The organism is Gracilimonas sp. BCB1, from assembly GCF_040117685.2.
In the GTDB taxonomy this organism is placed as follows: domain Bacteria; phylum Bacteroidota; class Rhodothermia; order Balneolales; family Balneolaceae; genus Gracilimonas.
The window spans coordinates 124,777-146,572 of sequence record NZ_JBEDYP020000015.1 but is presented as its reverse complement, the minus strand read 5'-3'; the positions used below and the strand labels follow the sequence as shown (position 1 = coordinate 146,572).

Below are 21,796 nucleotides of genomic sequence, written 5' to 3'. Positions count from 1 at the left end.
TCAGGGTTGGCCTCCCAACTCGTCATATCTTTTTCTGAGCAGTTGTACATCTTCCCAGGTTGGGCGCTTATATTTTTGATTATAAAGTAACGCCGCAGGATGATAGGTAACCATGAGTTCCCGACCATGGTATTCATGGAACGAGCCGCGCAATTTTCCTAAAGAGGTTTCCTTTTCAAGCAGGGTAGTCGCTGAGATTCTTCCCACACATAAAATTAGCTTGGGGTCAATAAGTTCGATTTGTTTTAATAAATAGGGCAGACTTCGTTCACGTTCTTCCGGTTCAGGGTCGCGGTTATCCGGTGGACGATGTTTTAGTATATTGGCAATGTAAATATCCGACCGTTCGAAATGTATTGCTGCCATGATCTTATCCAGCAGCTGCCCGGCCTGCCCAACAAAAGGCTCTCCCTGTTGGTCCTCGTTGTACCCGGGGGCTTCTCCAACAATCATCAGGTCCGCATTCGGATTTCCCACTCCAAACACAAGGTTAGTACCTTCAAGGTCTGTTTTCAGTTCTTCAGCTTGCTCACAAAGATCTTTGAGTTCATCAAGAGTTGAGCATTCAGCAATGAGTTCCTCCTGTGACCTCTGAACCTCAACTTCCGGTTTCTCTTCCTCGGAAACTTCATTGAGTTGCTGACTGTGCGATTCAGATTCATACGAAACACCCTGTTCATTGGCCTGTACAGTTTTATTTTCGGACTTCAGGTCCAATTCCACAGAAAAATCACCATACATATCCCGTTGTTGCTGCAGGAACCGGGAGGCTTTTTTAAAAATTCTATAGGGTCGTTCATGAATTAGCTGTTAAAACGATTTTTTATCAATGGCTAAGATAAAGGCTGCTCACCACAATTTCTCCAACATTGCATACAGAACTACTCCGGCGGCAACCGATACATTCAGGGAATGCTTTTGCCCAAATTGAGGAATGGCAATGAACTGATCGATGTGTGGAAGCAGTTCATCATCAATTCCGGTAACTTCATTCCCCAAAACAATGCAGATTTTATCATGTGATTTCGGATCAAAATCAGGCAGAGCAATGCTATCGGTGGTTTGTTCAAGTCCTGCTATGCAGTACCCTTGCTTTTTCAGCTTTTGAATAGCCTTTGTGCCTTCCTCCATGTACGACCAATTCACAAATTCTTCAGCTCCGATTGCCGTCTTGTTGATTTCGGGCCGGGGTGGAGTAGGAGAGTAACCGCAAAGAATAATCTCCGAAACACCAAATGCATCTGCTGAACGAAAAATTGAACCCACATTATGTAGGCTTCGGATGTTATGAACCAGTACTTTTAAGTTGGTTAGTTTTTTGGGAGCCTTTCGGGAGAGGTTCTCCTTAAGAATTTCTTTTGTGGTGAGTTTGTTCAAAGCAGAAAAAATAGTTGAAATTAAATCCGTAAAAAAACCCCATAGCATTAAGATGATTGCTTAACTTTGAGGCCAACACTATCACGGACAAAATATCATTGTTCAGGCATCATTGCATTAATTCATGAAACAAAAGAGAAGCGCAGCGCTCATCTTCATTTTTATTACGGTATTGGTGGATGTAATAGGCCTGGGTATCATTATACCGGTAATGCCGGCTCTAATCATGGAACTTACCGGGGATGGACTTAGCGAAGCTTCATTGTATGCCGGATGGATTACGTTTACCTATGCAGCGACGCAGTTTTTGTTTGCTCCGGTGATAGGTGGGTTAAGCGATCGATTTGGACGAAGGCCCGTGTTGTTGTTTTCACTTTTAGGATTCGGCCTTGATTACATCTTACTTGGATTCGCCCCTACCATTATATGGTTATTTATTGGGCGATTTATATCCGGAATTACAGGTGCAAGCTACACCACAGCCAGTGCATATATTGCGGATATCAGTCCGCCAGAAAGAAGATCTCAGGATTTCGGACTCATCGGTGCAGCGTTTGGATTAGGGTTTATTATTGGTCCCTCTGTGGGAGGTATTTTAGGCGAATACGGAGCCAGAATTCCGTTTTTTGCGGCAGCAGGGTTGGTTTTAGTCAATATGATGTATGGATACTTTGTGCTACCTGAATCCCTTTCTAAAGAAAATCGCCGCCCTTTCGACTGGTCTCGTGCCAATCCATTCGGGGCTCTCAAGCAAATAAAGAAATACCCTAAAATCTCCAGTCTGGTTGGTGTGTTCTTTTTGGTATATGTCGCCAATCATGCCACACAAAGTACGTGGACATACTTCACCATGGAGAAGTTCAGTTGGAGTGAAATGACGGTCGGGCTTTCATTAGGCGTGGTAGGCCTTTCGGTGGTGGCCGTACAGGGAGGGTTAATTAAAGTAGCGATACCTAAACTCGGCAACAATCGAACAGTATATTTCGGACTGGTGATGTATGTACTTGGTTTTCTGGGTTTTGCTTTTGCCAATCAGGGATGGATGATGTTCGCAGTAATTCTTCCGTTTTGTGTTGGCGGACTTGCCACACCGGCCTTGCAGGGTATTATATCAAATGAAGTGCCACAGAATGCACAGGGCGAACTGCAGGGAGCCTTAACCAGCCTGATCAGCTTTTCAGCTATATTTGGCCCGCCTATGATGACCAACTTGTTTGGGTATTTCACTTCTGAAGCAGCTCCTTTTTACTTTCCGGGAGCGCCTTTCTTTCTAGGAGCCGTTTTAGTGGTATGTGCTATTATATGGGCTACTAATTCACTTGGAATTAAACAAAAAGTGGTAGTTTATGGAGAAGATTGACTAAGTGAAATCTCATAAGTGTATATCCATACACGAGAGGGGAGCTGTTAAGATTGCGTATTGATATAAGTTCAGAGAAAAGATAGTTTGAATTGTTATATTAAAAACAGTGATGGATATACATCCGTTAACATCTTATTTTAGGCCTGTTGATGAACAGAAATAGAAAGGCGTCTGCCGGTGGTAGATGGCTTTTTTTATTTAATGAAACCGAACAAAAAAGAGATTATGAGCAAAGTTCAATACCTCACACAAGAAGGTTACGACAAATTGGAAGCGGAATTGAAAGATCTTAAAACCCGTGGACGACGAGAGATTGCAGAAGAGATAGCTGAGGCCCGCGCAAAAGGAGATCTAAGCGAAAATGCAGAATATGATGCAGCTAAAGAAGCTCAGGGGCATATGGAAGACCGTATTACCAAGCTTGAGGATGCCCTCGCCAATGCTCGTGTTCTTGATAAGAGTGAACTTGATCTTTCTAAAGTGCGGGTACTTACAACGGTTACCATTCTTAATAAGAAGATGGGCAAAGAAATGAAGTATACGCTTGTTTCGCCAAACGAGGCTGATTTTGCCGCGGGTAAAATTTCCGTTGAATCACCGATCGGGCAGGCTTTAATGGGACGTGAAATTGGAGAAACGGTAGAAGTGGATGTGCCGGCCGGTAAGCTTGAACTGGAAGTTAAAAACATCGAAATCTGACCCCATATACCTTCCCATGAAAAAGCTCATTGATGTATATCCGTACAAGATGGAGGGAGAGCAACCTCATTTCCTGATCTTTAAGCGGTCGTCCAAAAAAATTTATGGAAAGCAATGGCGGATGGTGGGCGGAAAAGTATTAGATGAGGAGGCAAGCTGGGAGGGAGCCCTTCGGGAACTCAAAGAGGAAACAGGTCTTACACCCCTGAAATTCTGGACTATCCCATCCGTAAATCAGTTCTATGAGGCCAAATCAGATACGGTTCATACAATTCCTGCTTTTGCAGCCGAATTGAGCGGAGATGAAGAAATTTCTCTTGATGACGAACATTCTGAATATAAATGGGTTAGTATTGAAGGTGTGGAGCCTTACATAAGCTGGCCGGAACAGCGAAGACTCATGAAGATGACACACGACATTTTAACCGATCAATTCCTTCAAATACTTCCAGAGTGGATAATCGATATTTCTTAATTGCCTTTCTTTTTGTTTTAATTCCCGCAGCGCTTTTTGCTCAGGACGACAATTATAAGCTGGAATTTGCTCCCGATCTTTGGTACAACAGCGTGGATGGCATTCGGGTTGGAGCGCGAGTGTTGGGGGATGTGGAAGGCACTTTTCAGGATGGCCCACACCGCCTGGATGCCGGAATGTGGCTTGGGACCAATTTCCCTGATCAGCCGGTTTCTTACTTTGTTTCATTTACCGAACCTATTCCTTCGCTTTCAGAATTTGGAGAGGAATTCAACATACAGCTTATTAGCAGTATAAGAACCGGGTATAATCGTCATGGATTTGCCATTAATAAGCGCTTTCAGAAAGGGTTTGATGAACTGCGATATCAGGAAATAAGGGTAAGCTTGTTCCAGGAAAAAGCCACGGATAATGATTACAGGCTGAACGCATTTCAGGTAAAGGACTGGAAAACCCTGGCCGGCGTTGCCTTCAGAACCAGTGGGTTCACTGCTTTGGGTGCCTTCAAAACCCACTTATCGTTTCAACAGAATGTAAATAAAGCTTCCGGAAATTTCTCGATTGGAAGTGCAGAGGTTAAACATCTTACGGAATTAGGGAAGGGGTTTGGCTTAAATCTCAGAGCCTTTGGGGTTTTGGTCAGCTCTGATGCTCCCCTTGAATATAATTACAGCATGGCTAACCGGGCTCCCATTGCCTGGCTTAATAACGGGGTTACAAGGGCAAGAGGGACCATTCCGGATGTATTTTTTGAAAACGGACTGGTTCAGGTAGCCGGAGGGTTCAATCTCAGAGGGTATAACACCACATCCTTTACAACACAGAGCGGTAACACTGATTATACCATTAGTTATACAGGCACTCTTGATAAAGGGTTTTCGGTGAATACGGAATTAATTTTTCCCAACTTTCTTAACTCCTTGCTTAATCGTTCTATGGTCGGAGATTTTGTTCATCTAAAGTCGTACTTATTCCAGGATGTCGGAAGAGTAAGTGGAATCAGAATTGAAGATGATCTATCTCTCGACTTTGAAGAAACCGTTGCGAATGCGGGTATCGGAATCCAATTTTCTATCAATATTCCGGATTGGTTGGGCAAAGACCGTGGATTTGCCCTTAGATATGAAGTGCCGTTTTGGTTATCCGATCCTGAGAGCGGAGAAGAGTCTTTCAAATTTCGTAATTTGATCGGTATTGGAGCGGTAATCTCACTTTAACTCACCCATGAAAACCCTTGTAATAAACTGCGGCAGCTCATCCATTAAGTATCAGCTCATAAACACAGAGAATAGAGAATGCCTCTGTAAGGGATTAGTGGAGCGTATCGGAGCGGTTACTTCCATCATAAAGCAAGAGTTTAAGGGTGAAAAGCCGCTTAAGAAATCAATGGTTATTGAAAATCATGCCGCTGCACTCAAAAAAATCATGGAGCTGCTGATTGAAGCCGATAACGATTACCTGCAATCGCTGGATGAAATTGAGGCTGTGGGGCATCGCGTTGTTCACGGAGGGGAGACCTTCAAAGATTCCGTATTAATTGATGAAGATGTGGAAGAAGCCATTCAGCAGGCTTTTGACATTGCCCCGTTGCATAATCCTCCGAATCTGGAGGGAATACGAGCCGCCAAGAAACACCTGCCCAATGTACCTCACGTGGCTGTGTTTGATACCGCCTTTCATCATTCCATACCGCAACATGCCTACTTATACGGTATACCCAACCGGCTTTACCGACGCTATAAAATCAGGAAGTATGGGTTTCATGGGACGTCGCATTATTATGTGAGCCGTCAGTATCACAAAATTTCAGGTAAACCGAAGAAAGGTTCCAAAGTGATCACCTGTCATTTGGGAAATGGATGTTCTGTAACAGCCATTAAAGATGGAAATTCTATTGACACCAGCATGGGGTTCTCTCCGCTGGAAGGACTGGTAATGGGAACTCGTAGCGGAGACATTGATCCTTCTATCTTATTCTACCTCATAGAGAAAGAGGAATTATCTCTCGCCAATGTTCATGCATTATTGAATAAACACAGCGGACTTTTAGGACTCAGTGGATATGCAGCCGACATGCGGGATTTATTGGATGAAGCGGAAAGCGGAGACCGCCGGAGTAACGAAGCCATCGATGTATTTTGCTATCGGGTGAAGAAATATATCGGTTCGTATATTGCTGCACTGAATGGGGTGGATGCTATCATCTTTACCGGAGGTATTGGTGAGAATGCAGCTCCGATAAGGGAAAAAATATTGGAAGACATGCAGTATGCCGGAATTGAAATTGACGGTAAAAAGAATGGAAATCTGAATGGTGATACTAAAATCAGTTCCGATACTTCCAAGGTTGATGTTCACGTTATTCCAACCAATGAAGAACTTGTGATTGCCATTGACTCGGCTAAAATTGCCACCGCTTCAAAACAAACACCATGGGCATAAAGAAATCATCTTTTATTTACATCGTGCTGATTGCAATGGTACTGTTTCAGGGATGTTCCAGTACCAGTTGGATAGTGGTGGATGAAGAGGCTCTGGATATAAACGATTATGAGTTGGTAAAATCACGGTACTATTTAGAAAGCACTAACGGTATCTCCCCAAACCAGCCACTTATCCATTTTGATCTGAAATCGATTAATACCTACGAGTATGCAGAGCGGGTAAAAACAGAGCGCTATATTCAAAGATACCGTCCGAGAATCGGATATGTTTTGTTAGGGGCTGCAGGAGCCGGGCTTTCTTATTATGCTGCCTTTTCTGATCAACTGCTTGACCGCCCGACCGATGAACAACGATATGCACTGATGGGAGCCGGAACACTACTCACAGGGTTGTCTTTTATGAATATGAAGCCGGTAGGTGAACCAACCCGAACGGGAGAGAGCAGGCTTTTACGGCAAACCGGAACTGCCACAGAGGTAGATACTACAGATGCCAGACCCTATAACACCGAGAATCCGGGTATTCGAATTTCATATAACAACCGGGTGTTGGTTGAGAATGAGGAGTGGGATTTTAATGGCGGACGTATTTCCATAAATCTGGCTGAAGAAGTAGATGCAGGCATTTTCGGTGAATCCCCGGCCCAAAATATTGTGGTTGAGGCTTTTTATGATTCCCTGTCTCAGACAAAAGAAATATCGGTGCCTTCCGTCTTTGAACAGTTTGTGGTTGTGGATGTTCAAATAACTGCTTTACGTAACGAGCCGGAATCGAACCCGGGAAATATTTTAACGGATCTTGCAGAAGGCAGTCAGCTTAAACTGGTTTCTAAAGAAGGGGATTGGTATAAAGTGTTGTATGGCATCTCGGAAACATGGGTATCTGCAAATGATGTGCGAACCATCTGGAGGCCATCCGAGTTTGCTTCCGACCTTTCTGTGATAGCTATTCCTAATGTTCCTTTTGGCTCCATAGATGTGGAGAGGAATATTCCGGTTTTAGGGCGTAGTTCACTCAACTCAGGAGCATTCATATTGTCCAATAACCAATATGAAGGAGAGCTTTCTGAACGGATATACGGGCAGCGTGACGCTAAGCTAATGGAAGAATATTTCATTCAGGGATTTGGAGTTCGGAGTACCCGTGTTTTCAAAGCCATGAATGCCACCAGTGATCTGATGGTGAATAGGGCTTATTCCCGCCTGGCTGCAACCCTCAGTGATTCTCGCCACAACCTGAATGTGTATATAAACGGTTATGCTGAAATTATAGACGGGCAGGTTTATTTACTGGGAAGTGAGCTTGACCAAGACGGAGAATTGCAGCTTATTGACCTTCAAAAACTGTTTCGGGCATTCAATAACCTGGATCTGAATTCCATAAAAGTTTTTGCAGATCTGGATATTCTGAATGAAAACGGTTCCACTCAGGCGCTTGCAAACCTGGCATCCATAATTACGGATCAGAACTTTGCTTCGGCTGTATTTTTTGCATCTCGTCCCGATCAGCGATCCGGTATTTATTCTTCAACCAATGGAAAACAAAATCGCCACAGCATCTTTACCTACTATCTGGCAGAGGCCATCAAGCAGCGTAATATGAACATGAACTCCATTTTTAACCATCTGGAACGGAATGTGCCCTTTACCTCCCGAAGCCTATACGAGCGACCACAGAACCCATTGTTTTTTGGAAACAGAGAGCTTGAGCTTCTGAACTGATGGGACTCCTATACATCTTTCTGAGTATTTCCTGTTCTCTGACCATTGCCCAGATTCTTAAACTGGCCGAAAACCGGAAACTGAATGTGCTCAAAATTCTGGTTTGTAATTACCTTGCCGGTTTCTTGATTAGCCTGTTCAATTCAACGGAGTTTGGAGCTTTCCCTGTGGCCTCACCGGAACCCGGAATTTGGCTCCTTATTTTGGCCGTAGTACTGGGTATTGTTTTCATTGCCAACATGGTGGTTTACAGCCGGTCTATAGACAGAGTTGGGATGGGAGTAAGTATCGCCGCCATGCGGATGTCACTGATTTTCCCGATAGCAGTAAGTTTGTTTGTATTTGGGGAAGCCATCGGCGGATTAAAGTACATCGGTATAGCCCTTGCATTGGGTTCTTTATTGCTGATGGTGCCTCGTATCAAAACGAAAAGCATTTCCGGTTTTTCTGATGCCTGGTTGCCGGTATTAATTTTTATTATGACCGGGATGGCTGATACCGGACTGAAAGTGTATGAACAAGTGTTTTCGGAACAGTTATCAGAAGATCTTTTTGTATCAGGAATCTTCTTTATTTCCTTTTTAGTGGGAGTAGGAATCCTTTTAAAAAGAAAAGAGATTAATTTTACCTTCACAGAAATCGTGTATGGTATAGCAACCGGAGTCGTGAATCTCTACTCCTCCATATTCCTGATTTATGCCCTAAAACTCATGCCCGGTTCCATCGTGTTCCCGCTGGTGAATGTGAGCCTGGTTGTTTTAGGTACTTTAATTGGCATCGGAATCTGGAAAGATAAGCCCTCGGTTAAGCAATGGTCAGGACTGGCCGTTGCCGTAATTTCAATCATATTATTGGTAGGATAATGGACATTATCAAAGATATTCGAAGTCGGGCAAAAGCATCGTTGAAAACAATCGTTTTTCCCCGTTCTTCGGACGAGCGTGTAATTAAAGCGGCGGAATACCTGCAGGAAAACAGACTCGCAAAACCGATTTTGATTCAAAACGAGGGAGCCGGTATTCCTGAAGGGCTTGATTTCATAGATCCTGTATCGGATGAGAATCTCAAAAAATATGCCCTCTCTTTTTTTGAGCGACGAAAACACAAAGGCTTAACGGAAGCCGAAGCTATTGAAGTCATTAAAGATCCGCTGTTTTTTGCAGCAGCTATGGTTGCTGCCGGCGATGCAGATGGATGCGTAGCCGGTTCTGTATCTACCACCGGAGATGTATTGCGGGCAGCCATACAAACCATAGGGCTTAAAACAGGCTCCAATGTTGTATCCAGTGTATTCCTGATGAGCTTTGATGATGGCCGGGTGTTTACTTACGGGGATTGTGCCGTGGTCCCTTATCCGAATGCGGAACAGCTCGCAACTATCGCCATGGATTCCGCTCAAACCCACAAGAAAGTAACCGGAGAAGATCCGCGGGTATCCATGCTTTCCTTTTCAACTAAGGGAAGTGCTGAGCACGAACGCATCGATTTAGTTCGGCAAGCTCTTGAAATCGTAAAGTCTCACAACCTCGACTTTCCTGTTGACGGGGAACTGCAGTTTGACGCTTCCATCATCCCGGACATCGCTAAAAGAAAAGCTCCCGATTCTGAAGTGGCCGGCAAAGCAAATGTATTCATATTCCCCAACCTGGATGCCGGGAATATCGCCTATAAAATTACGGAGCGACTGGCCGGAGCCTCAGCCACCGGCCCCATTATTCAGGGGCTTGCTAAACCTATGATGGATTTATCCCGTGGATGCTCCTGGGAAGATATCGTCAACACTGCCTGCGTTTGCAGTTTGATGGGGGAGTGATTAATCGTGGTTAATTATTTTTGAACCTTGATTTATGGGATTGGCGGATTGCCTTGATTACTCTGAGGTATAACAAACATCATGGCAATGATTCATCCTAACTAAACAGCCGGCAGGCGCTTATTCTTGTTACGGTGCTCCGCTCCGTAACACCCCATCGAGGCTCTGCATCAAATTCGGCCTCTCACCTTCACTAATTCATCCAAACTTTATCCGAGGCAGAGCCTCGGGGTTGGGTTCTGCAGCAGATCGGCGGAACCAGTAGGAACATACACCGCACTTTTCAACGTTTGGCTCGCAATTACTTACCTTTTCAAACCTATTCATTCAATAGAGATTCTCAATCATTTCAGATTTAGTTAAGAAAGGGAGATTTCGTATATTTGTACTCGATCTAAATAGGCCTGCAAAACAGCGAACTTAAACTTGAAAAAGGTTGTTTTTCAGGCGGAATCAAGAAGCAAAATTTTTAAGACCATATAACTAATGAGCGAAACGCAAGCGTTAGAGTCAATGATTGGGGAAGAGTACAAATATGGCTTTTCCACCGATGTTGAATACGAAGATTTTCCCAAGGGACTTAACGAAGATATCATCCGCGAACTCTCTGCTCGAAAAGAAGAGCCGGAGTGGATGCTTGAGTTCCGTTTGAAGGCTTATCGGGCATGGACCGAAATGGAAGAACCGGACTGGTTCAATGCTGAATATGAGAAGCCAAAATTTGATGAACTTCAATATTACTCAGCTCCCAAGAATAAACCCAAACTCGACAGTCTGGATGAAGTAGATCCCAAAATCCGTGAGACTTACGATAAACTGGGTATTCCATTGGAAGAGCAGAAAATGCTTTCCGGTGTTGCTGTGGATGCTGTTTTTGACAGTGTTTCCATTTTTACAACGTTCAAGGAAAAGCTTGCTGAAGCCGGTGTGATTTTCTGCTCCATATCGGAAGCGGTTAAAAATCACCCCGAATTGGTTAAGAAGTACATGGGGTCCGTTGTTCCCGCTCGTGATAACTTCTACGCAGCTCTAAACTCTGCCGTATTTTCGGACGGATCTTTCTGCTACGTGCCGAAAGATACCATTTGCCCGATGGAGCTCTCAACGTATTTCCGGATCAACAACATGAATTCCGGTCAGTTTGAGCGTACGCTTATCATTGCTGAAGACAATTCGCATGTAAGCTATCTTGAAGGTTGCACAGCTCCGATGTATGATGAGCATCAGCTGCACGCTGCCGTAGTTGAGTTAGTGGCAATGGATAATGCCGAGATCAAATATTCGACTATCCAAAACTGGTACGCCGGTGACGAAGAGGGGAAAGGCGGGATTTACAACTTTGTAACCAAACGTGGAGCCTGCCGCGGTAAGAATTCCAAGATTTCCTGGACGCAGCTGGAAACAGGTTCAGCAGTAACACTTAAGTATCCAAGTGTGATTCTGCAGGGTGATAACTCCATTGGTGAGTTTTACTCCGTTGCGGTAACCAATAAGCGCCAGCAGGCCGATACCGGTACCAAAATGATTCATATCGGTAAAAACACCAAGAGTACCATTATTTCGAAAGGTATTTCTGCCGGTAATTCACAAAACAGTTACCGGGGTGAGGTGAAAATCTCCAAGAAGGCGGATGGCGCCCGTAATTACTCAGTTTGTGACTCGATGTTAATCGGGCAGACTTGTGGTGCACACACATTCCCGTATATCTCTTCTCAAAACCCGACTGCAAGTGTGGAGCACGAAGCTTCGACATCACGAGTAGGGGAAGAGCAGATATTTTACCTGATGCAGCGAGGAATCAGTGAGCAGGATGCCATTTCCATGATCATTAATGGATTTGTGAAAGAAGTACTGAAAGAACTGCCGCTTGAATTTGCTACCGAAGCCAATGCTTTACTGGATGTGAAGCTGGAAGGTAGTGTAGGGTAAGAATTTTAAATGTTGAATGATGAATGTTAAATAGATTAAAATTTCAGTTCTATTTAACATTAAAAATTTAGCATTCAACATTTATTTCGAAGAACTTAAATCAAAAAAGAAAAGAACGATAACGTGTTAGAGATCAAAAATTTACATGCCTCAGTAGAAGGCGAAGAAGAACAGATTCTGAAGGGTGTGAACCTGAAGATTAACAAAGGTGAAATCCATGCTATCATGGGGCCGAACGGCAGCGGGAAGAGTACGCTGGCCAAAGTTGTATCGGGTCACCCGGAGTATGAAGTGACCGATGGTGAAATCTTATTTGAAGGAGAAGATATCACCGAAATGGATGCCGATGAACGAGCTCACCTTGGGCTGTTTCTGGCATTTCAGTATCCGGTGGAAGTTCCGGGTATTACCAACAAAACCCTTCTTCGTGAATCTTACAACACAATAGCCCGTGAAAACGGCCGGGAAGAACTTGACCCGATCGAATTTGAGGATTATCTGAAAAGTCGCCTCGAAGTCATCGATATGAAAGATGAATTCCTCGAGCGAAGTATCAATACCGGATTTTCTGGTGGTGAGAAGAAGAAGAATGAGGTATTCCAGATGGCTGTGCTGAATCCAAAGCTGGCCTTTATGGATGAAACCGATTCAGGTCTTGATATCGATGCATTGAAAATTGTATCGGACGGTATCAATAAAATTTCCGGACCTGAAAATGGAATCGTTCTGATTACACACTACCAGCGTCTGCTGAATTACATCACTCCGGATTACGTACATGTGATGATGGGCGGCAAGATTGTGAAATCAGGAGATAAAAACCTGGCACTTGATCTTGAAGAACAAGGTTACGACTGGTTAGAAAAAGAATTTTCCCTAAACGGAGAGGCTCAGTAATGAGTGTAGCAGTAAAAGAAAAAGAAACCATTTTAGACTTTCTGGACGGTAACTTTGAAACAGTATCCAACGTTTCAGCTATTGCCGGATTGAATGAGAAAGGTGCAGGGAATATTTCTGAATTCCCGTTTCCAACCAAGAAAGACGAAGACTGGCGTTTTACCGACCTTAAATCCATCAGCCGTAGTCATTTTGTGCCGGTATCAGAAGCCGGGGCAGTTTCGCCCGGAGATATCAGTGAGTATTATCTGCCGGAAGCGACGAATAGTCGATTGGTGTTTGTAAACGGTGAATTTGATGCCGATCTGTCTTCAACTTCTGATATTCCTGAAAATGTAATTGTTGGTACACTGGCAGAAAACGGTGATTCTGAAATCATCGAAAAACATTTAGGTGCATACACTACTTACGATGATGATCAGGATGTTTTTGCTGCATTGAATGATGCCAATTTCAAAGACGGTGCTTTCATTTATGTTCCAAAAGAGACGAAAGTAGAAGCCCCGATTCATATCCTGAATGTATTCACAGACGCTGAAAAAGCCTTTTATGCTACACCACGTGTTCTATTTGTGGGAGAGGCTTATTCCAAATCAACGATTGTTGAAGAGCATGTGGCACTGGTTCAGAATGAATACCTGAACGTGACGGTGAATGAGTTTAAGCTGTTTGAAGGAGCTCATGTTCACCATGCACGTATTCAGCGCGACAGTAAGAAGGCGAATCATATTTCCCGCCCGATTGCTCACCTTGATAAATATGCGGAATACCACTCATACACTATTTGTTTGGGTGCAAAGTTGTTCAGAAACGACCCGCGGGTTGTTCAGAATGATGAAGAAGTTGATTTCACCATCGACGGCCTTGTGCTGATTGATGGCGATCAGATTGCCGATACGCATTCTGCTATTGATCACCGGCACTGGCATGCGAAAAGTCACCAGCTGCACAAAGTGGTCGTGAATGACAAAGCGCATTCCATCTTCAACGGTAAGATTTTTGTACGGGAAGATTCTCAAAAAATTGACTCGTTCCAGGAAAACCGAAACCTGTTGTTATCCATTGATGGAACCGTTCACACTAAGCCACAGCTGGAAATCTTTTCAGATGATGTATTGTGCTCGCACGGTGCAACAATCGGCCACCTGAACGAAGACGAGGTGTTTTACCTGCATAGTCGTGGTTTAACCAAGAAGAAAGCACGTGAGTTACTGGTTTACGCTTTTACGCTCGAAAGTATAGAGAGCATGGAAGTGGAATCAGTGCATAAATTATTATTAGACGAAGTAGTTAAATTCACCAGCCGAGACGAAGAGTTTGTTTCGGTGGAGGAATAATTATTACACAACTCGCTCCGATGCTCTGCGTCGGAGCGTAATGGGTAACCAAGCAGGTTAGCGTACCCAGCAGATTATTTTGAAAATGGAAGAAGCACTGAAACAAGATACCGCCACATTAACTACGGATTGGCAAGCCATCCGCAACCAATTTCCTGTGCTTAAGCGGGAAATCAAGGGGAATCCTTTGGTGTATCTCGATAACGGTGCTTCCAGCCAGATGCCACAGCGTGTGATTGATCGTATTAACGCTTACCACTCCAACGAGCATGCTAATGTGCATCGGGGAATCCATACGCTGAGTCAGGAGGGAACCGATGCCTATGAAGCTGCACGAACGAAAGTAAAAGATTTCATCAATGCCCGTCATCTGGAAGAAATCATTTACACCACCGGAACCACCGACTCCATTAATCTGGTAGCCAACAGCTACGGGCGAAAGCATTTCCGGGAAGGAGATGAAATCATTCTTTCGGCAATGGAGCATCACGCTAATATTGTGCCGTGGCAAATGGTGGCAGAAGAAACGGGAGCCAAGATCAAAGTCATTCCGATGACGGATGAAGGCGAATTGGTGATGGAAGAGTTTCACAACCTGCTTTCAGACAGAACCAAAATGGTAGGAGTTCTTCATGTATCGAATGCTTTGGGAACGGTTAATCCGGTGGAAGAAATCATAGAGGCGGCTCACGCCAAAGACATTCCGGTATTAATTGATGGAGCACAGGCTGTTCCTCATGCTGTTGTGGATGTACAGAAACTCGACGCTGACTTCTACGCTTTTTCTGCTCATAAAATGTGTGGCCCAACCGGCTTCGGCATTTTATATGGCAAGAAAGAACTGCTCGAAGACATGCCTCCGTATCGTGGGGGTGGCGACATGATCGATAAAGTGACTTTTGAAAAAACCACCTGGAACGACCTGCCGCATAAGTTCGAAGCTGGTACTCCACCTATTGCAGCCGGAGTTGGTTTTGCTGAAACTATCGACTTCCTGAATGAAGTCGGAATGGAGAACATCGCCGCCCGTGAACAGGAATTACTGGATTATGCCACGGACGAACTGAGTAAGATAGACGGACTTAAAATCGTCGGTACAGCAAAGAGTAAGGCGTCTGTAATTTCGTTTTTACTGGAGGGTATTCACCCAACCGATGCAGGTACCATACTGGATCAAAAAGGAATTGCCGTACGAACCGGACATCATTGTGCACAGCCCATTATGGATCATTTTAATATTCCGGGCACTGCACGTGCATCTATTTCCTTCTACAATAATAAAGAGGATATTGACCGCTTAGTGGAAGGAATCAAATACGTAAAAGAATTTTTCTAAAAACAAACGAGAATCGAGATGGCAAAAATTAAAGAAATAGAACGCACACCGAACCCTGATGCCATGCGCTTTGTATTGGCTGAACCGCTGACCAACGGTACCACCCGTTCGTTCGAGAATGCGGCTGAAGCTGAAGGCGATGAACTGGCATCGGCACTGTTTGCAATCGATAACGTGATTAATGTGTACTATGTAGATAAGTACATCACCGTTACCCAGGACGGGAAAGCCGTTTGGTCTGAATTACTTCGAAAGCTGGCACCTCCGATTCGTGAGGCTGAAGCAACGGATTATAACGAAGATGATTCTGAAGTTCATGTAAGTAAAGAAGCTCAGGAATCAGATGACCCACGCCTTCAGGAAATCAACCGCATGCTGGACGAGCAGGTTCGTCCTTATTTGCTGGCCGACGGAGGCGGGCTCAAGGTATTGGGTCTGGAATCTAACCGCCTTAAGGTTCACTATCAGGGAGCTTGCGGAACCTGCCCAACAGCTACAACCGGGACACTGTATGCCATCGAAAGCATGGTGAAGCGCATTGACCCGGAAATTCAGGTTGTTTCAGTCTAAAACAAGGAAATCAGTATTATGGAAGAGCTTTCCATTACAGACAGAGCCACTGAACGGATTAATTTGATTCGTAAGGAGCAAAACGTACCGGACGATGCATACCTTCGAGTTGGCGTTGTAAGCGGAGGCTGCTCCGGATTGACTTACGATCTCGAATTCAATTCCGATGTTCAGCCGGAGGAAAATGATAAAATCTTTGATGTTGACGGGCTGAAAGTGCTGGTCGACATGCGCAGTTTTCTTTACCTGGCGGGAACTGAACTTGATTACACCGAAGGACTGAACGGACAAGGTTTTCATTTCAAAAATCCGAATGCTTCGCGTACCTGTTCCTGCGGAGAATCTTTCTCTATTTAATTTTAAATGTTTATTGCTAAATGTTACATGACTCTACAAGCATTTAACATTTAGCAATTAGAATCCAACATTTCCACATGTCAGAAGAAACTATTGTAAACCGGGTTCAGCAGAATACCAAGCTGGTTACGCTGGATTTGCAGCAATTCCACGACGATACGCCCATCGAAGAGCTGGATATCAAGCAGTTCTTATTTCAGGAATTGATGCTCAAGGAGAAAGACTTCCGGGAGCAGATCAAAGAATTCGACTGGTCGCAATATGAAGGAAAATACCTGACGGTGTATTGCAGCACCGATGCCATCATTGCTCCGTGGGCCTGGATGCTGATTACTTCTTATGCCTCTGAATTTGCCAAAGAAGTATTTAAGGGGAGAAAAGAAGCATTCCAACACCAGCTATACCAAAGAAAGCTGGATAAGTATGACTGGGACCAATATGAAGATAAGTTTGTACTACTGAAAGGTTGTGGGAAAGTACATGTTCCCGATTCTATTTACATGCTGGCTACCAATAAGCTCATGAAGAGAGCTAAAAAGATTATGTACGGGGAAGCCTGCTCCAATGTGCCCGTTTGGAGGAAGTAAGATCACAGATTTAGCTGATTAAGCTGATTTTTGAACTTTTCATTTAACATCAGTTGTATCTCGATGCCAACTTATTAAGCTCTTCATTGATGGTTTCTTTGTTTTGATTTGAGGCTTGTCCAAAATTCAGGATTTTCTTCCTTCCATCTATCAAATAAAAGGTAGCAGAGGTAGAGCCTTCTTCAACTTTTAGTATATCTGAATAGTTAAATTTTTCGACATTAAGGCTGTTATCTCTGAATTTGATACTGTTTTCTGAAAATGAAATAAATTGGAAATTTTGTTTCCAGTGTAAGATCATACCAGACATGAGAAATAGGGAGCCCATTAATAAAAAGAGTCCATACATTAATTTGCCTGAAAAGGGATTTAAGCTACCCCATGTTAGCTCATCGGCAAGCAGTACCATCAGGACAGGGTACATAAATAAGAACAGTCCGGATAAAATATATTTCGTAATGTTTTTGCCTTTAGAAGGATCGGCTAACTTGATTCTATTTTCACTCATGGATGATAATCCGTTAATTCATTGGAAATCTATCATTAATAAAACTAAATGAAAACAATAGTTACAGGCACCTCCCGCGGAATAGGAAAATCCATTGCCCAAAAGTTATTGGATGAAAGGCTCCAGGTCATTGGAACCTCCCGATCAACGGATCACGCTTTTCCGAATAACGAACACTACCGACACATAGCCTGTGATTTATCCAAGCCTGAGGAAGTTGAAAAGCTAAAGGAAGTATTTCAGGAAGATGAAATCCCTGAAGTACTTATCAACAACGCGGGGATGTTTGCAGAAGCTGACTTTGATATCTCTGATGAAGAATGGCTTGCCAACTGGGATTTGACGATGCAGGTTAATCTTCGCTCGGCCGGACTCATTTCCAAATGGGCGCTTAATGCCTGGAAGAAAGCCGGCATTGAAGGGAGGCTTATCAATATTTCATCCCGGGCGGGTACAAGAGGAGATACCCAGGAGTACGCCAGCTATGCCGCCAGTAAAGGGGGGATGACCGCTCTCACCAAAAGTATCGCCCGAAGTTTTGGAAAGCATGGTATTACGGCTTATACCATCGCCCCGGGTTTTGTAAACACCGATATGGCTCAGGGCTCTATCGAAGTGTATGGGGAAGATTATTTGACTAAAGACCTAGCCCTGGATTCCATTGCTCCGCCGGAACAAATTGCAGAAATAGCTAGTCTGCTGGCCTCAGGAAAGCTTAAGCATGCAACTGGACAGACTTTTCATATTAATAGCGGCAGTTACCTTGTTTAATTTCCAAGTGCCAAAATCCAATGATCAAAATTATTGGGATTTGGTGCTTGTTTTTTGGAATTTCTGGCATGACAGACATCAGAGACCGAAAAAAAGACCACGTTGAGCTTACCGTAACCGAAGGCACACAATACGATCAGCCTTCCGGATTTGAACGCTACCGCTTTATTCATAACGCACTTCCGGAAGTGAATTCCGATGAGGTGACTACTGAAGCAACTCTGCTGGGTCGAAGCTTTAGCATGCCCCTTTTTATTTCTTCCATGACGGGAGGGTATTCCGAAGCAGGACCGGTTAACGCAATCATAGCCGAGTTTTGTGAAGCTGAAAATCTGCCCTTTGGGGTTGGGAGTCAGCGGGCTATGCTGGAGGATGAATCCCTAACCGATACCTTTTCAATAGTTCGTAAAAAAGCACCCAATGCTTTTATTTGTTCCAATATTGGAGGCGCGCAACTTATTGGTGGCCTTGAAAATAAATCAATTACCCGATTAACAGACTCAATTGAGTCTAACGCTATTATTGTTCATCTGAATCCACTTCAGGAATTAATGCAGCCGGAAGGAGATCGTGACTTCAGAGGGATTCTGGATGGAATAGAGCAGCTGGTTAAGGACACCGAATTGCCCGTAATAATTAAAGAAACAGGAGCGGGCATCTCTGAGCACACAGCCCGAAGATTGCTCAATGTTGGGGTGAATGTAATTGATGTTGCCGGAGCAGGAGGAACCAGCTGGGCTAAAGTCGAGAACTTCCGTTCCTCCAATCAAACCGCCAATCATGGCTTTGATGAATGGGGTATCCCAACGGTGGAATGCATTCAGCAGCTCAGTAAGCTGGAATGGGAGCGAAGTTTTGAAATCATTGCATCGGGCGGCATCCGTTCAGCTTTTGATATGGCAAAGTCGTTGTGTTTGGGAGCGCATTTTGCTGCAACGGCCCAACCGGTCATCAAAGCAATAAAGAACGATGAATACACCGGTCTTGAAAAGCTTTTGAGCCAATGGAAACAGGATTTAAAAACCATCCTGACGTTACTTGGATGCAAAAATGTACAGGAATTATCGGCTTCTCATCTTCAGGAAATGAAATAGAGATCCGGGCGATTGATAACTAACATCGTCCCTTAAATTCCTTATATTCCGTTCATTCATCTACAAAAAGAGCATTGAGCAACAGCAACCTCCAACAGCAATTACTGGAAAAGATTGAAGCCGGACTAAAAGACCTTAGTCTTCCGGATCATCCCCAAACTCTTTACCACCCTTACCGGTATGCGCTATCGGTTGGAGGAAAGCGAATCCGGCCTATGCTCACCTTGCTTGCTAACGGATTATGTGGCGGTGATTTGAATGATGCCCTACCTGCCGCTCTCTCTGTGGAAATACTTCACAACTTCACCCTTGTCCATGACGACATCATGGACAGTGCCGATACTCGCCGGGGTGAACCCAGCGTTTTTAAGAAATGGAATGAAAACATAGCTATTCTTTCCGGTGATGTGATGTTTGCCGATGCTTACCAGCAGCTCAGTTATTACGGTGAGAACGACAGTTTCACAAAAGCTGAATTTGCTGCCATTCATAAGGTATTCTCCAAAGCAATTGTAACGGTTTGCGAGGGACAGGCTCTGGATATGGAATTCGTTGATCGTAATGAGGTAAATCATAACGAGTACCTGGAGATGATAGCGGGCAAAACAGCGGCTTTACTCAGCGGAGCTTTGGAGTTGGGAGCAATCTCAGCACATGCTACATCCGGGAAGAGGGAAGAGCTGGCTGAACTGGGTTATGAAATGGGTATTGCCTTTCAAATTCAGGATGACTTACTGGATGCTACCGCCGATCCGGAAAAGTTTGGTAAACGTCCGGGCGGAGATATTTTTGAAGGAAAGAAAACATATCTTACCATCCTTGCGTTAGAACGGGCGAATGATGAACAGTCATCAACCATACAGGAAACGCTGGATGCTGAAAACCCGGCTCCGGAACGTGTGGATGAAGTTCTGGGTATTATGTCGGACCTGGACGTATTGGATGATGTTGCCGCCGAAATTGATCAGCATTATAAAAAAGCGTTTCAGTTACTAAATAAATTTGAATCTTCTGATTATAAACAAGAGCTTGAAAAACTTCTTATCTTCTTACAGAATCGTGACCACTAAATCACAAAAATTATACTCAATGCGCAGTAAACTTCTTGCAGTTTTAGCTTTCTTATTCATCTTTTCGGCTTGTAAAAACGACCGGCTTATCAAAAGGGGAGACTCTGTTGAGGTAGCCTACCAAAAAGCGATGGCTTTCTATGAAGAAGAAAATTACAGTGAGGCCGCTAACGCCTTTGATACCGTTACGCGTGTAGCCCGGGGCACCGAATATGGACAAGATGCCCAGTATTACCTGGCCGAAAGTTATTATAAAGATAAGCAGTTCTTGCTGGCTGCCAGCGAGTATGACCGATACATCAGCTATTACCCGCAGGACGAACGTCGCCCGGATATGGAGTTTAAAGCAGCGATGTGCTACTTCAAGTTGAGTCCGCGTTATAAGCTGGATCAAAACCAGACCCGAAAGGCGATTGAACGATTTCGTTTATTCAATAATCGATATCCCGACCATGAAAAGGTTCAGGAAGCAGCGGCTCGCATTGATGAGATGAGAGAAAAGCTGGCTCATAAGTCTTATGAATCAGCCCGATTCTATGTGCGAACCGAACAATACAAAGCGGCTACCATTTACCTGGATAAAACCATTGATCAGTACCCGGAATCAAAGTGGGCAGAACGGGCATTGGTTGATCAAATTCAAACCTACATCAATTACGCCGATAACAGTGTTATAAACCGACAAGCCGAGCGTTACAGTAAAGCCATTGATAACTACGAGAAGTTTCTGCAGCTTTTCCCTGAAAGTAAATTCCGGGAAGAAGTAGAAAACTACCATGACGAAGCTGCCCGTAAATTAGCCGATGTTCGAAATGGCGGCAGTGGCCAAAATGAGGTTGCTGACTCGGGACAGGAATAATGTCGGCCCGGATTGGATTATTTGGGGGTACCTTCGATCCGGTTCATAACGGACATTTGTCGATAGCTAAATCTTTCATCCAGTCTGACCTGATTGATGAACTTTGGGTCTTGCTGACCCCATATCCTCCTCATAAGAGCAGTGGATTTCAAACGGCCTATGATATTCGGCTGGAGATGCTGAAAAAGGCATTTTGGGATCAGAATAACGTTTCCATTAAAACCATCGAGAACGAACTGCCCAAGCCTTCCTATAGCGTTCAGACCATTCGTTATTTAAAGAAACATCATCCGGATAATACCTACTATTACTGCATGGGGGAAGACAGCCTGTCTCAATTTCATAGCTGGAAGTTTTACCAAGAGATACTGCAAGAATGTGAGTTGTTGGTAGCCCAACGACCCGGTGAAACTCACAAAGATGTTGAGAAAAAAATCCTGAAACGCACACATTTTGTTAATCACACCCCATTGGATATTTCTTCCTCACAAATAAGGGAGAACATCGCAGCGGGAAAATCCATCATTGTTCAGGTGCCGGAAGAAGTCATAAAAGTGATTGAAAAAGAGCAGTTATATAGCTAACTAC

23 protein-coding genes are annotated in these 21,796 nt (G+C 44.1%); 20 read left to right on the top strand and 3 right to left on the bottom strand.

Annotated features, from left to right (window positions below; genetic code table 11):
- Positions 1–741 (bottom strand): uracil-DNA glycosylase, encoded by a 741-nt coding sequence (locus ABFW99_RS13015; protein WP_440707515.1) that lies wholly within the window; start codon positions 739–741, stop codon positions 1–3.
- Between the two features lie 108 nt (positions 742–849).
- Positions 850–1,425, bottom strand: a complete 576-nt coding sequence (locus ABFW99_RS13010; protein ID WP_440707514.1) for an RNA methyltransferase — start codon at positions 1,423–1,425, stop codon at positions 850–852.
- A 76-nt stretch (positions 1,426–1,501) separates the two neighbouring features.
- Here ABFW99_RS13010 and ABFW99_RS13005 point away from each other — a divergent pair, with 76 nt between their 5' ends.
- The 15 genes from ABFW99_RS13005 (at position 1,502) to ABFW99_RS12935 (ending at position 16,906) form a co-directional block, all read left to right on the top strand.
- The gene (locus tag ABFW99_RS13005) at positions 1,502–2,737 is read left to right on the top strand and encodes a TCR/Tet family MFS transporter (protein ID WP_349353755.1); all 1,236 of its coding nucleotides are present in this window, start codon (positions 1,502–1,504) and stop codon (positions 2,735–2,737) included.
- A 228-nt stretch (positions 2,738–2,965) separates the two neighbouring features.
- Positions 2,966–3,439 carry a transcription elongation factor GreA gene (gene greA, locus ABFW99_RS13000; protein ID WP_349353756.1) on the top strand — a complete coding sequence of 158 codons (474 nt, stop codon included), beginning with the start codon at positions 2,966–2,968 and terminating at the stop codon, positions 3,437–3,439.
- 16 nt (positions 3,440–3,455) lie between these two features.
- On the top strand, positions 3,456–3,914 hold the full coding sequence (locus ABFW99_RS12995; RefSeq protein ID WP_349353757.1) for an NUDIX domain-containing protein: 459 nt from the start codon (positions 3,456–3,458) through the stop codon (positions 3,912–3,914).
- Positions 3,893–5,131, top strand: a complete 1,239-nt coding sequence (locus ABFW99_RS12990; protein ID WP_349353758.1) for a hypothetical protein — start codon at positions 3,893–3,895, stop codon at positions 5,129–5,131. Before ABFW99_RS12995 ends, ABFW99_RS12990 begins: the two co-directional genes overlap by 22 nt.
- 7 nt (positions 5,132–5,138) lie before the next feature.
- Positions 5,139–6,356: an acetate/propionate family kinase gene (locus ABFW99_RS12985; RefSeq protein WP_349353759.1), complete on the top strand. Its 1,218-nt coding sequence runs from the start codon at positions 5,139–5,141 to the stop codon at positions 6,354–6,356.
- Positions 6,347–8,080: a caspase family protein gene (locus ABFW99_RS12980; protein ID WP_349353760.1), complete on the top strand. Its 1,734-nt coding sequence runs from the start codon at positions 6,347–6,349 to the stop codon at positions 8,078–8,080. The genes ABFW99_RS12985 and ABFW99_RS12980 overlap by 10 nt, the downstream gene beginning before the upstream one ends.
- On the top strand, positions 8,080–8,943 hold the full coding sequence (locus ABFW99_RS12975; RefSeq protein ID WP_349353761.1) for a hypothetical protein: 864 nt from the start codon (positions 8,080–8,082) through the stop codon (positions 8,941–8,943). The genes ABFW99_RS12980 and ABFW99_RS12975 overlap by 1 nt, the downstream gene beginning before the upstream one ends.
- Complete coding sequence (pta, locus tag ABFW99_RS12970) at positions 8,943–9,893, top strand: phosphate acetyltransferase (protein WP_349353762.1); 951 nt, start codon at positions 8,943–8,945, stop codon at positions 9,891–9,893. The genes ABFW99_RS12975 and pta overlap by 1 nt, the downstream gene beginning before the upstream one ends.
- Before the next feature lie 486 nt (positions 9,894–10,379).
- Complete coding sequence (sufB, locus tag ABFW99_RS12965) at positions 10,380–11,822, top strand: Fe-S cluster assembly protein SufB (RefSeq protein WP_349353763.1); 1,443 nt, start codon at positions 10,380–10,382, stop codon at positions 11,820–11,822.
- A gap of 123 nt (positions 11,823–11,945) precedes the next feature.
- Complete coding sequence (sufC, locus tag ABFW99_RS12960; protein WP_349353764.1) at positions 11,946–12,719, top strand: Fe-S cluster assembly ATPase SufC; 774 nt, start codon at positions 11,946–11,948, stop codon at positions 12,717–12,719.
- Positions 12,719–14,056, top strand: a complete 1,338-nt coding sequence (sufD, locus tag ABFW99_RS12955) for a Fe-S cluster assembly protein SufD (protein ID WP_349353765.1) — start codon at positions 12,719–12,721, stop codon at positions 14,054–14,056. The genes sufC and sufD overlap by 1 nt, the downstream gene beginning before the upstream one ends.
- An 85-nt stretch (positions 14,057–14,141) precedes the next feature.
- The gene (locus tag ABFW99_RS12950; RefSeq protein WP_349353766.1) at positions 14,142–15,392 is read left to right on the top strand and encodes an aminotransferase class V-fold PLP-dependent enzyme; all 1,251 of its coding nucleotides are present in this window, start codon (positions 14,142–14,144) and stop codon (positions 15,390–15,392) included.
- An 18-nt stretch (positions 15,393–15,410) separates the two neighbouring features.
- Complete coding sequence (locus ABFW99_RS12945) at positions 15,411–15,962, top strand: NifU family protein (protein ID WP_349353767.1); 552 nt, start codon at positions 15,411–15,413, stop codon at positions 15,960–15,962.
- 18 nt (positions 15,963–15,980) lie between these two features.
- On the top strand, positions 15,981–16,319 hold the full coding sequence (locus ABFW99_RS12940; protein WP_255135610.1) for a HesB/IscA family protein: 339 nt from the start codon (positions 15,981–15,983) through the stop codon (positions 16,317–16,319).
- A gap of 77 nt (positions 16,320–16,396) precedes the next feature.
- Complete coding sequence (locus tag ABFW99_RS12935; RefSeq protein ID WP_349353768.1) at positions 16,397–16,906, top strand: DUF2480 family protein; 510 nt, start codon at positions 16,397–16,399, stop codon at positions 16,904–16,906.
- Positions 16,907–16,955: 49 nt separating this feature from the next.
- Here ABFW99_RS12935 and ABFW99_RS12930 read toward each other — a convergent pair whose 3' ends face one another.
- Positions 16,956–17,414: a hypothetical protein gene (locus ABFW99_RS12930; RefSeq protein ID WP_349353769.1), complete on the bottom strand. Its 459-nt coding sequence runs from the start codon at positions 17,412–17,414 to the stop codon at positions 16,956–16,958.
- Between the two features lie 48 nt (positions 17,415–17,462).
- Between ABFW99_RS12930 and ABFW99_RS12925 the strand changes: the two genes are divergently transcribed.
- From ABFW99_RS12925 to nadD, 5 genes are all read left to right on the top strand, one after another.
- A complete protein-coding gene (locus ABFW99_RS12925) occupies positions 17,463–18,185 on the top strand; it encodes an SDR family NAD(P)-dependent oxidoreductase (RefSeq protein WP_349353770.1) in 723 nt (240 codons plus the stop codon).
- A gap of 68 nt (positions 18,186–18,253) precedes the next feature.
- A complete protein-coding gene (fni, locus tag ABFW99_RS12920) occupies positions 18,254–19,279 on the top strand; it encodes a type 2 isopentenyl-diphosphate Delta-isomerase (RefSeq protein WP_349353771.1) in 1,026 nt (341 codons plus the stop codon).
- A gap of 74 nt (positions 19,280–19,353) precedes the next feature.
- Positions 19,354–20,349 carry a polyprenyl synthetase family protein gene (locus tag ABFW99_RS12915; protein WP_349353772.1) on the top strand — a complete coding sequence of 332 codons (996 nt, stop codon included), beginning with the start codon at positions 19,354–19,356 and terminating at the stop codon, positions 20,347–20,349.
- Positions 20,350–20,368: 19 nt separating this feature from the next.
- On the top strand, positions 20,369–21,208 hold the full coding sequence (locus tag ABFW99_RS12910) for an outer membrane protein assembly factor BamD (protein ID WP_349353773.1): 840 nt from the start codon (positions 20,369–20,371) through the stop codon (positions 21,206–21,208).
- Positions 21,208–21,792, top strand: coding sequence for a nicotinate (nicotinamide) nucleotide adenylyltransferase (nadD, locus tag ABFW99_RS12905; RefSeq protein ID WP_349353774.1), 585 nt, complete (start codon positions 21,208–21,210; stop codon positions 21,790–21,792). Before ABFW99_RS12910 ends, nadD begins: the two co-directional genes overlap by 1 nt.
- Positions 21,793–21,796 lie beyond the last annotated feature (4 nt).

Bases quoted from the DNA above. Each gene is read 5' to 3' on its own strand.
- sufB (WP_349353763.1), top strand. From the start codon at position 10,380: ATGAGCGAAACGCAAGCGTTAGAGTCAATGATTGGGGAAGAGTACAAA.
- ABFW99_RS12945 (WP_349353767.1), top strand. From the start codon at position 15,411: ATGGCAAAAATTAAAGAAATAGAACGCACACCGAACCCTGATGCCATG.
- nadD (WP_349353774.1), top strand. From the start codon at position 21,208: ATGTCGGCCCGGATTGGATTATTTGGGGGTACCTTCGATCCGGTTCAT.
- ABFW99_RS12950 (WP_349353766.1), top strand. From the start codon at position 14,142: ATGGAAGAAGCACTGAAACAAGATACCGCCACATTAACTACGGATTGG.
- pta (WP_349353762.1), top strand. From the start codon at position 8,943: ATGGACATTATCAAAGATATTCGAAGTCGGGCAAAAGCATCGTTGAAA.
- ABFW99_RS12980 (WP_349353760.1), top strand. From the start codon at position 6,347: ATGGGCATAAAGAAATCATCTTTTATTTACATCGTGCTGATTGCAATG.
- greA (WP_349353756.1), top strand. From the start codon at position 2,966: ATGAGCAAAGTTCAATACCTCACACAAGAAGGTTACGACAAATTGGAA.
- ABFW99_RS12935 (WP_349353768.1), top strand. From the start codon at position 16,397: ATGTCAGAAGAAACTATTGTAAACCGGGTTCAGCAGAATACCAAGCTG.
- ABFW99_RS13010 (WP_440707514.1), bottom strand. From the start codon at position 1,425: ATGCTATGGGGTTTTTTTACGGATTTAATTTCAACTATTTTTTCTGCT.
- ABFW99_RS13015 (WP_440707515.1), bottom strand. From the start codon at position 741: ATGTATGGTGATTTTTCTGTGGAATTGGACCTGAAGTCCGAAAATAAA.
- ABFW99_RS12925 (WP_349353770.1), top strand. From the start codon at position 17,463: ATGAAAACAATAGTTACAGGCACCTCCCGCGGAATAGGAAAATCCATT.
- ABFW99_RS12910 (WP_349353773.1), top strand. From the start codon at position 20,369: ATGCGCAGTAAACTTCTTGCAGTTTTAGCTTTCTTATTCATCTTTTCG.
- sufD (WP_349353765.1), top strand. From the start codon at position 12,719: ATGAGTGTAGCAGTAAAAGAAAAAGAAACCATTTTAGACTTTCTGGAC.
- ABFW99_RS12930 (WP_349353769.1), bottom strand. From the start codon at position 17,414: ATGAGTGAAAATAGAATCAAGTTAGCCGATCCTTCTAAAGGCAAAAAC.
- ABFW99_RS12940 (WP_255135610.1), top strand. From the start codon at position 15,981: ATGGAAGAGCTTTCCATTACAGACAGAGCCACTGAACGGATTAATTTG.
- ABFW99_RS12975 (WP_349353761.1), top strand. From the start codon at position 8,080: ATGGGACTCCTATACATCTTTCTGAGTATTTCCTGTTCTCTGACCATT.
- fni (WP_349353771.1), top strand. From the start codon at position 18,254: ATGACAGACATCAGAGACCGAAAAAAAGACCACGTTGAGCTTACCGTA.
- ABFW99_RS12985 (WP_349353759.1), top strand. From the start codon at position 5,139: ATGAAAACCCTTGTAATAAACTGCGGCAGCTCATCCATTAAGTATCAG.
- ABFW99_RS13005 (WP_349353755.1), top strand. From the start codon at position 1,502: ATGAAACAAAAGAGAAGCGCAGCGCTCATCTTCATTTTTATTACGGTA.
- ABFW99_RS12995 (WP_349353757.1), top strand. From the start codon at position 3,456: ATGAAAAAGCTCATTGATGTATATCCGTACAAGATGGAGGGAGAGCAA.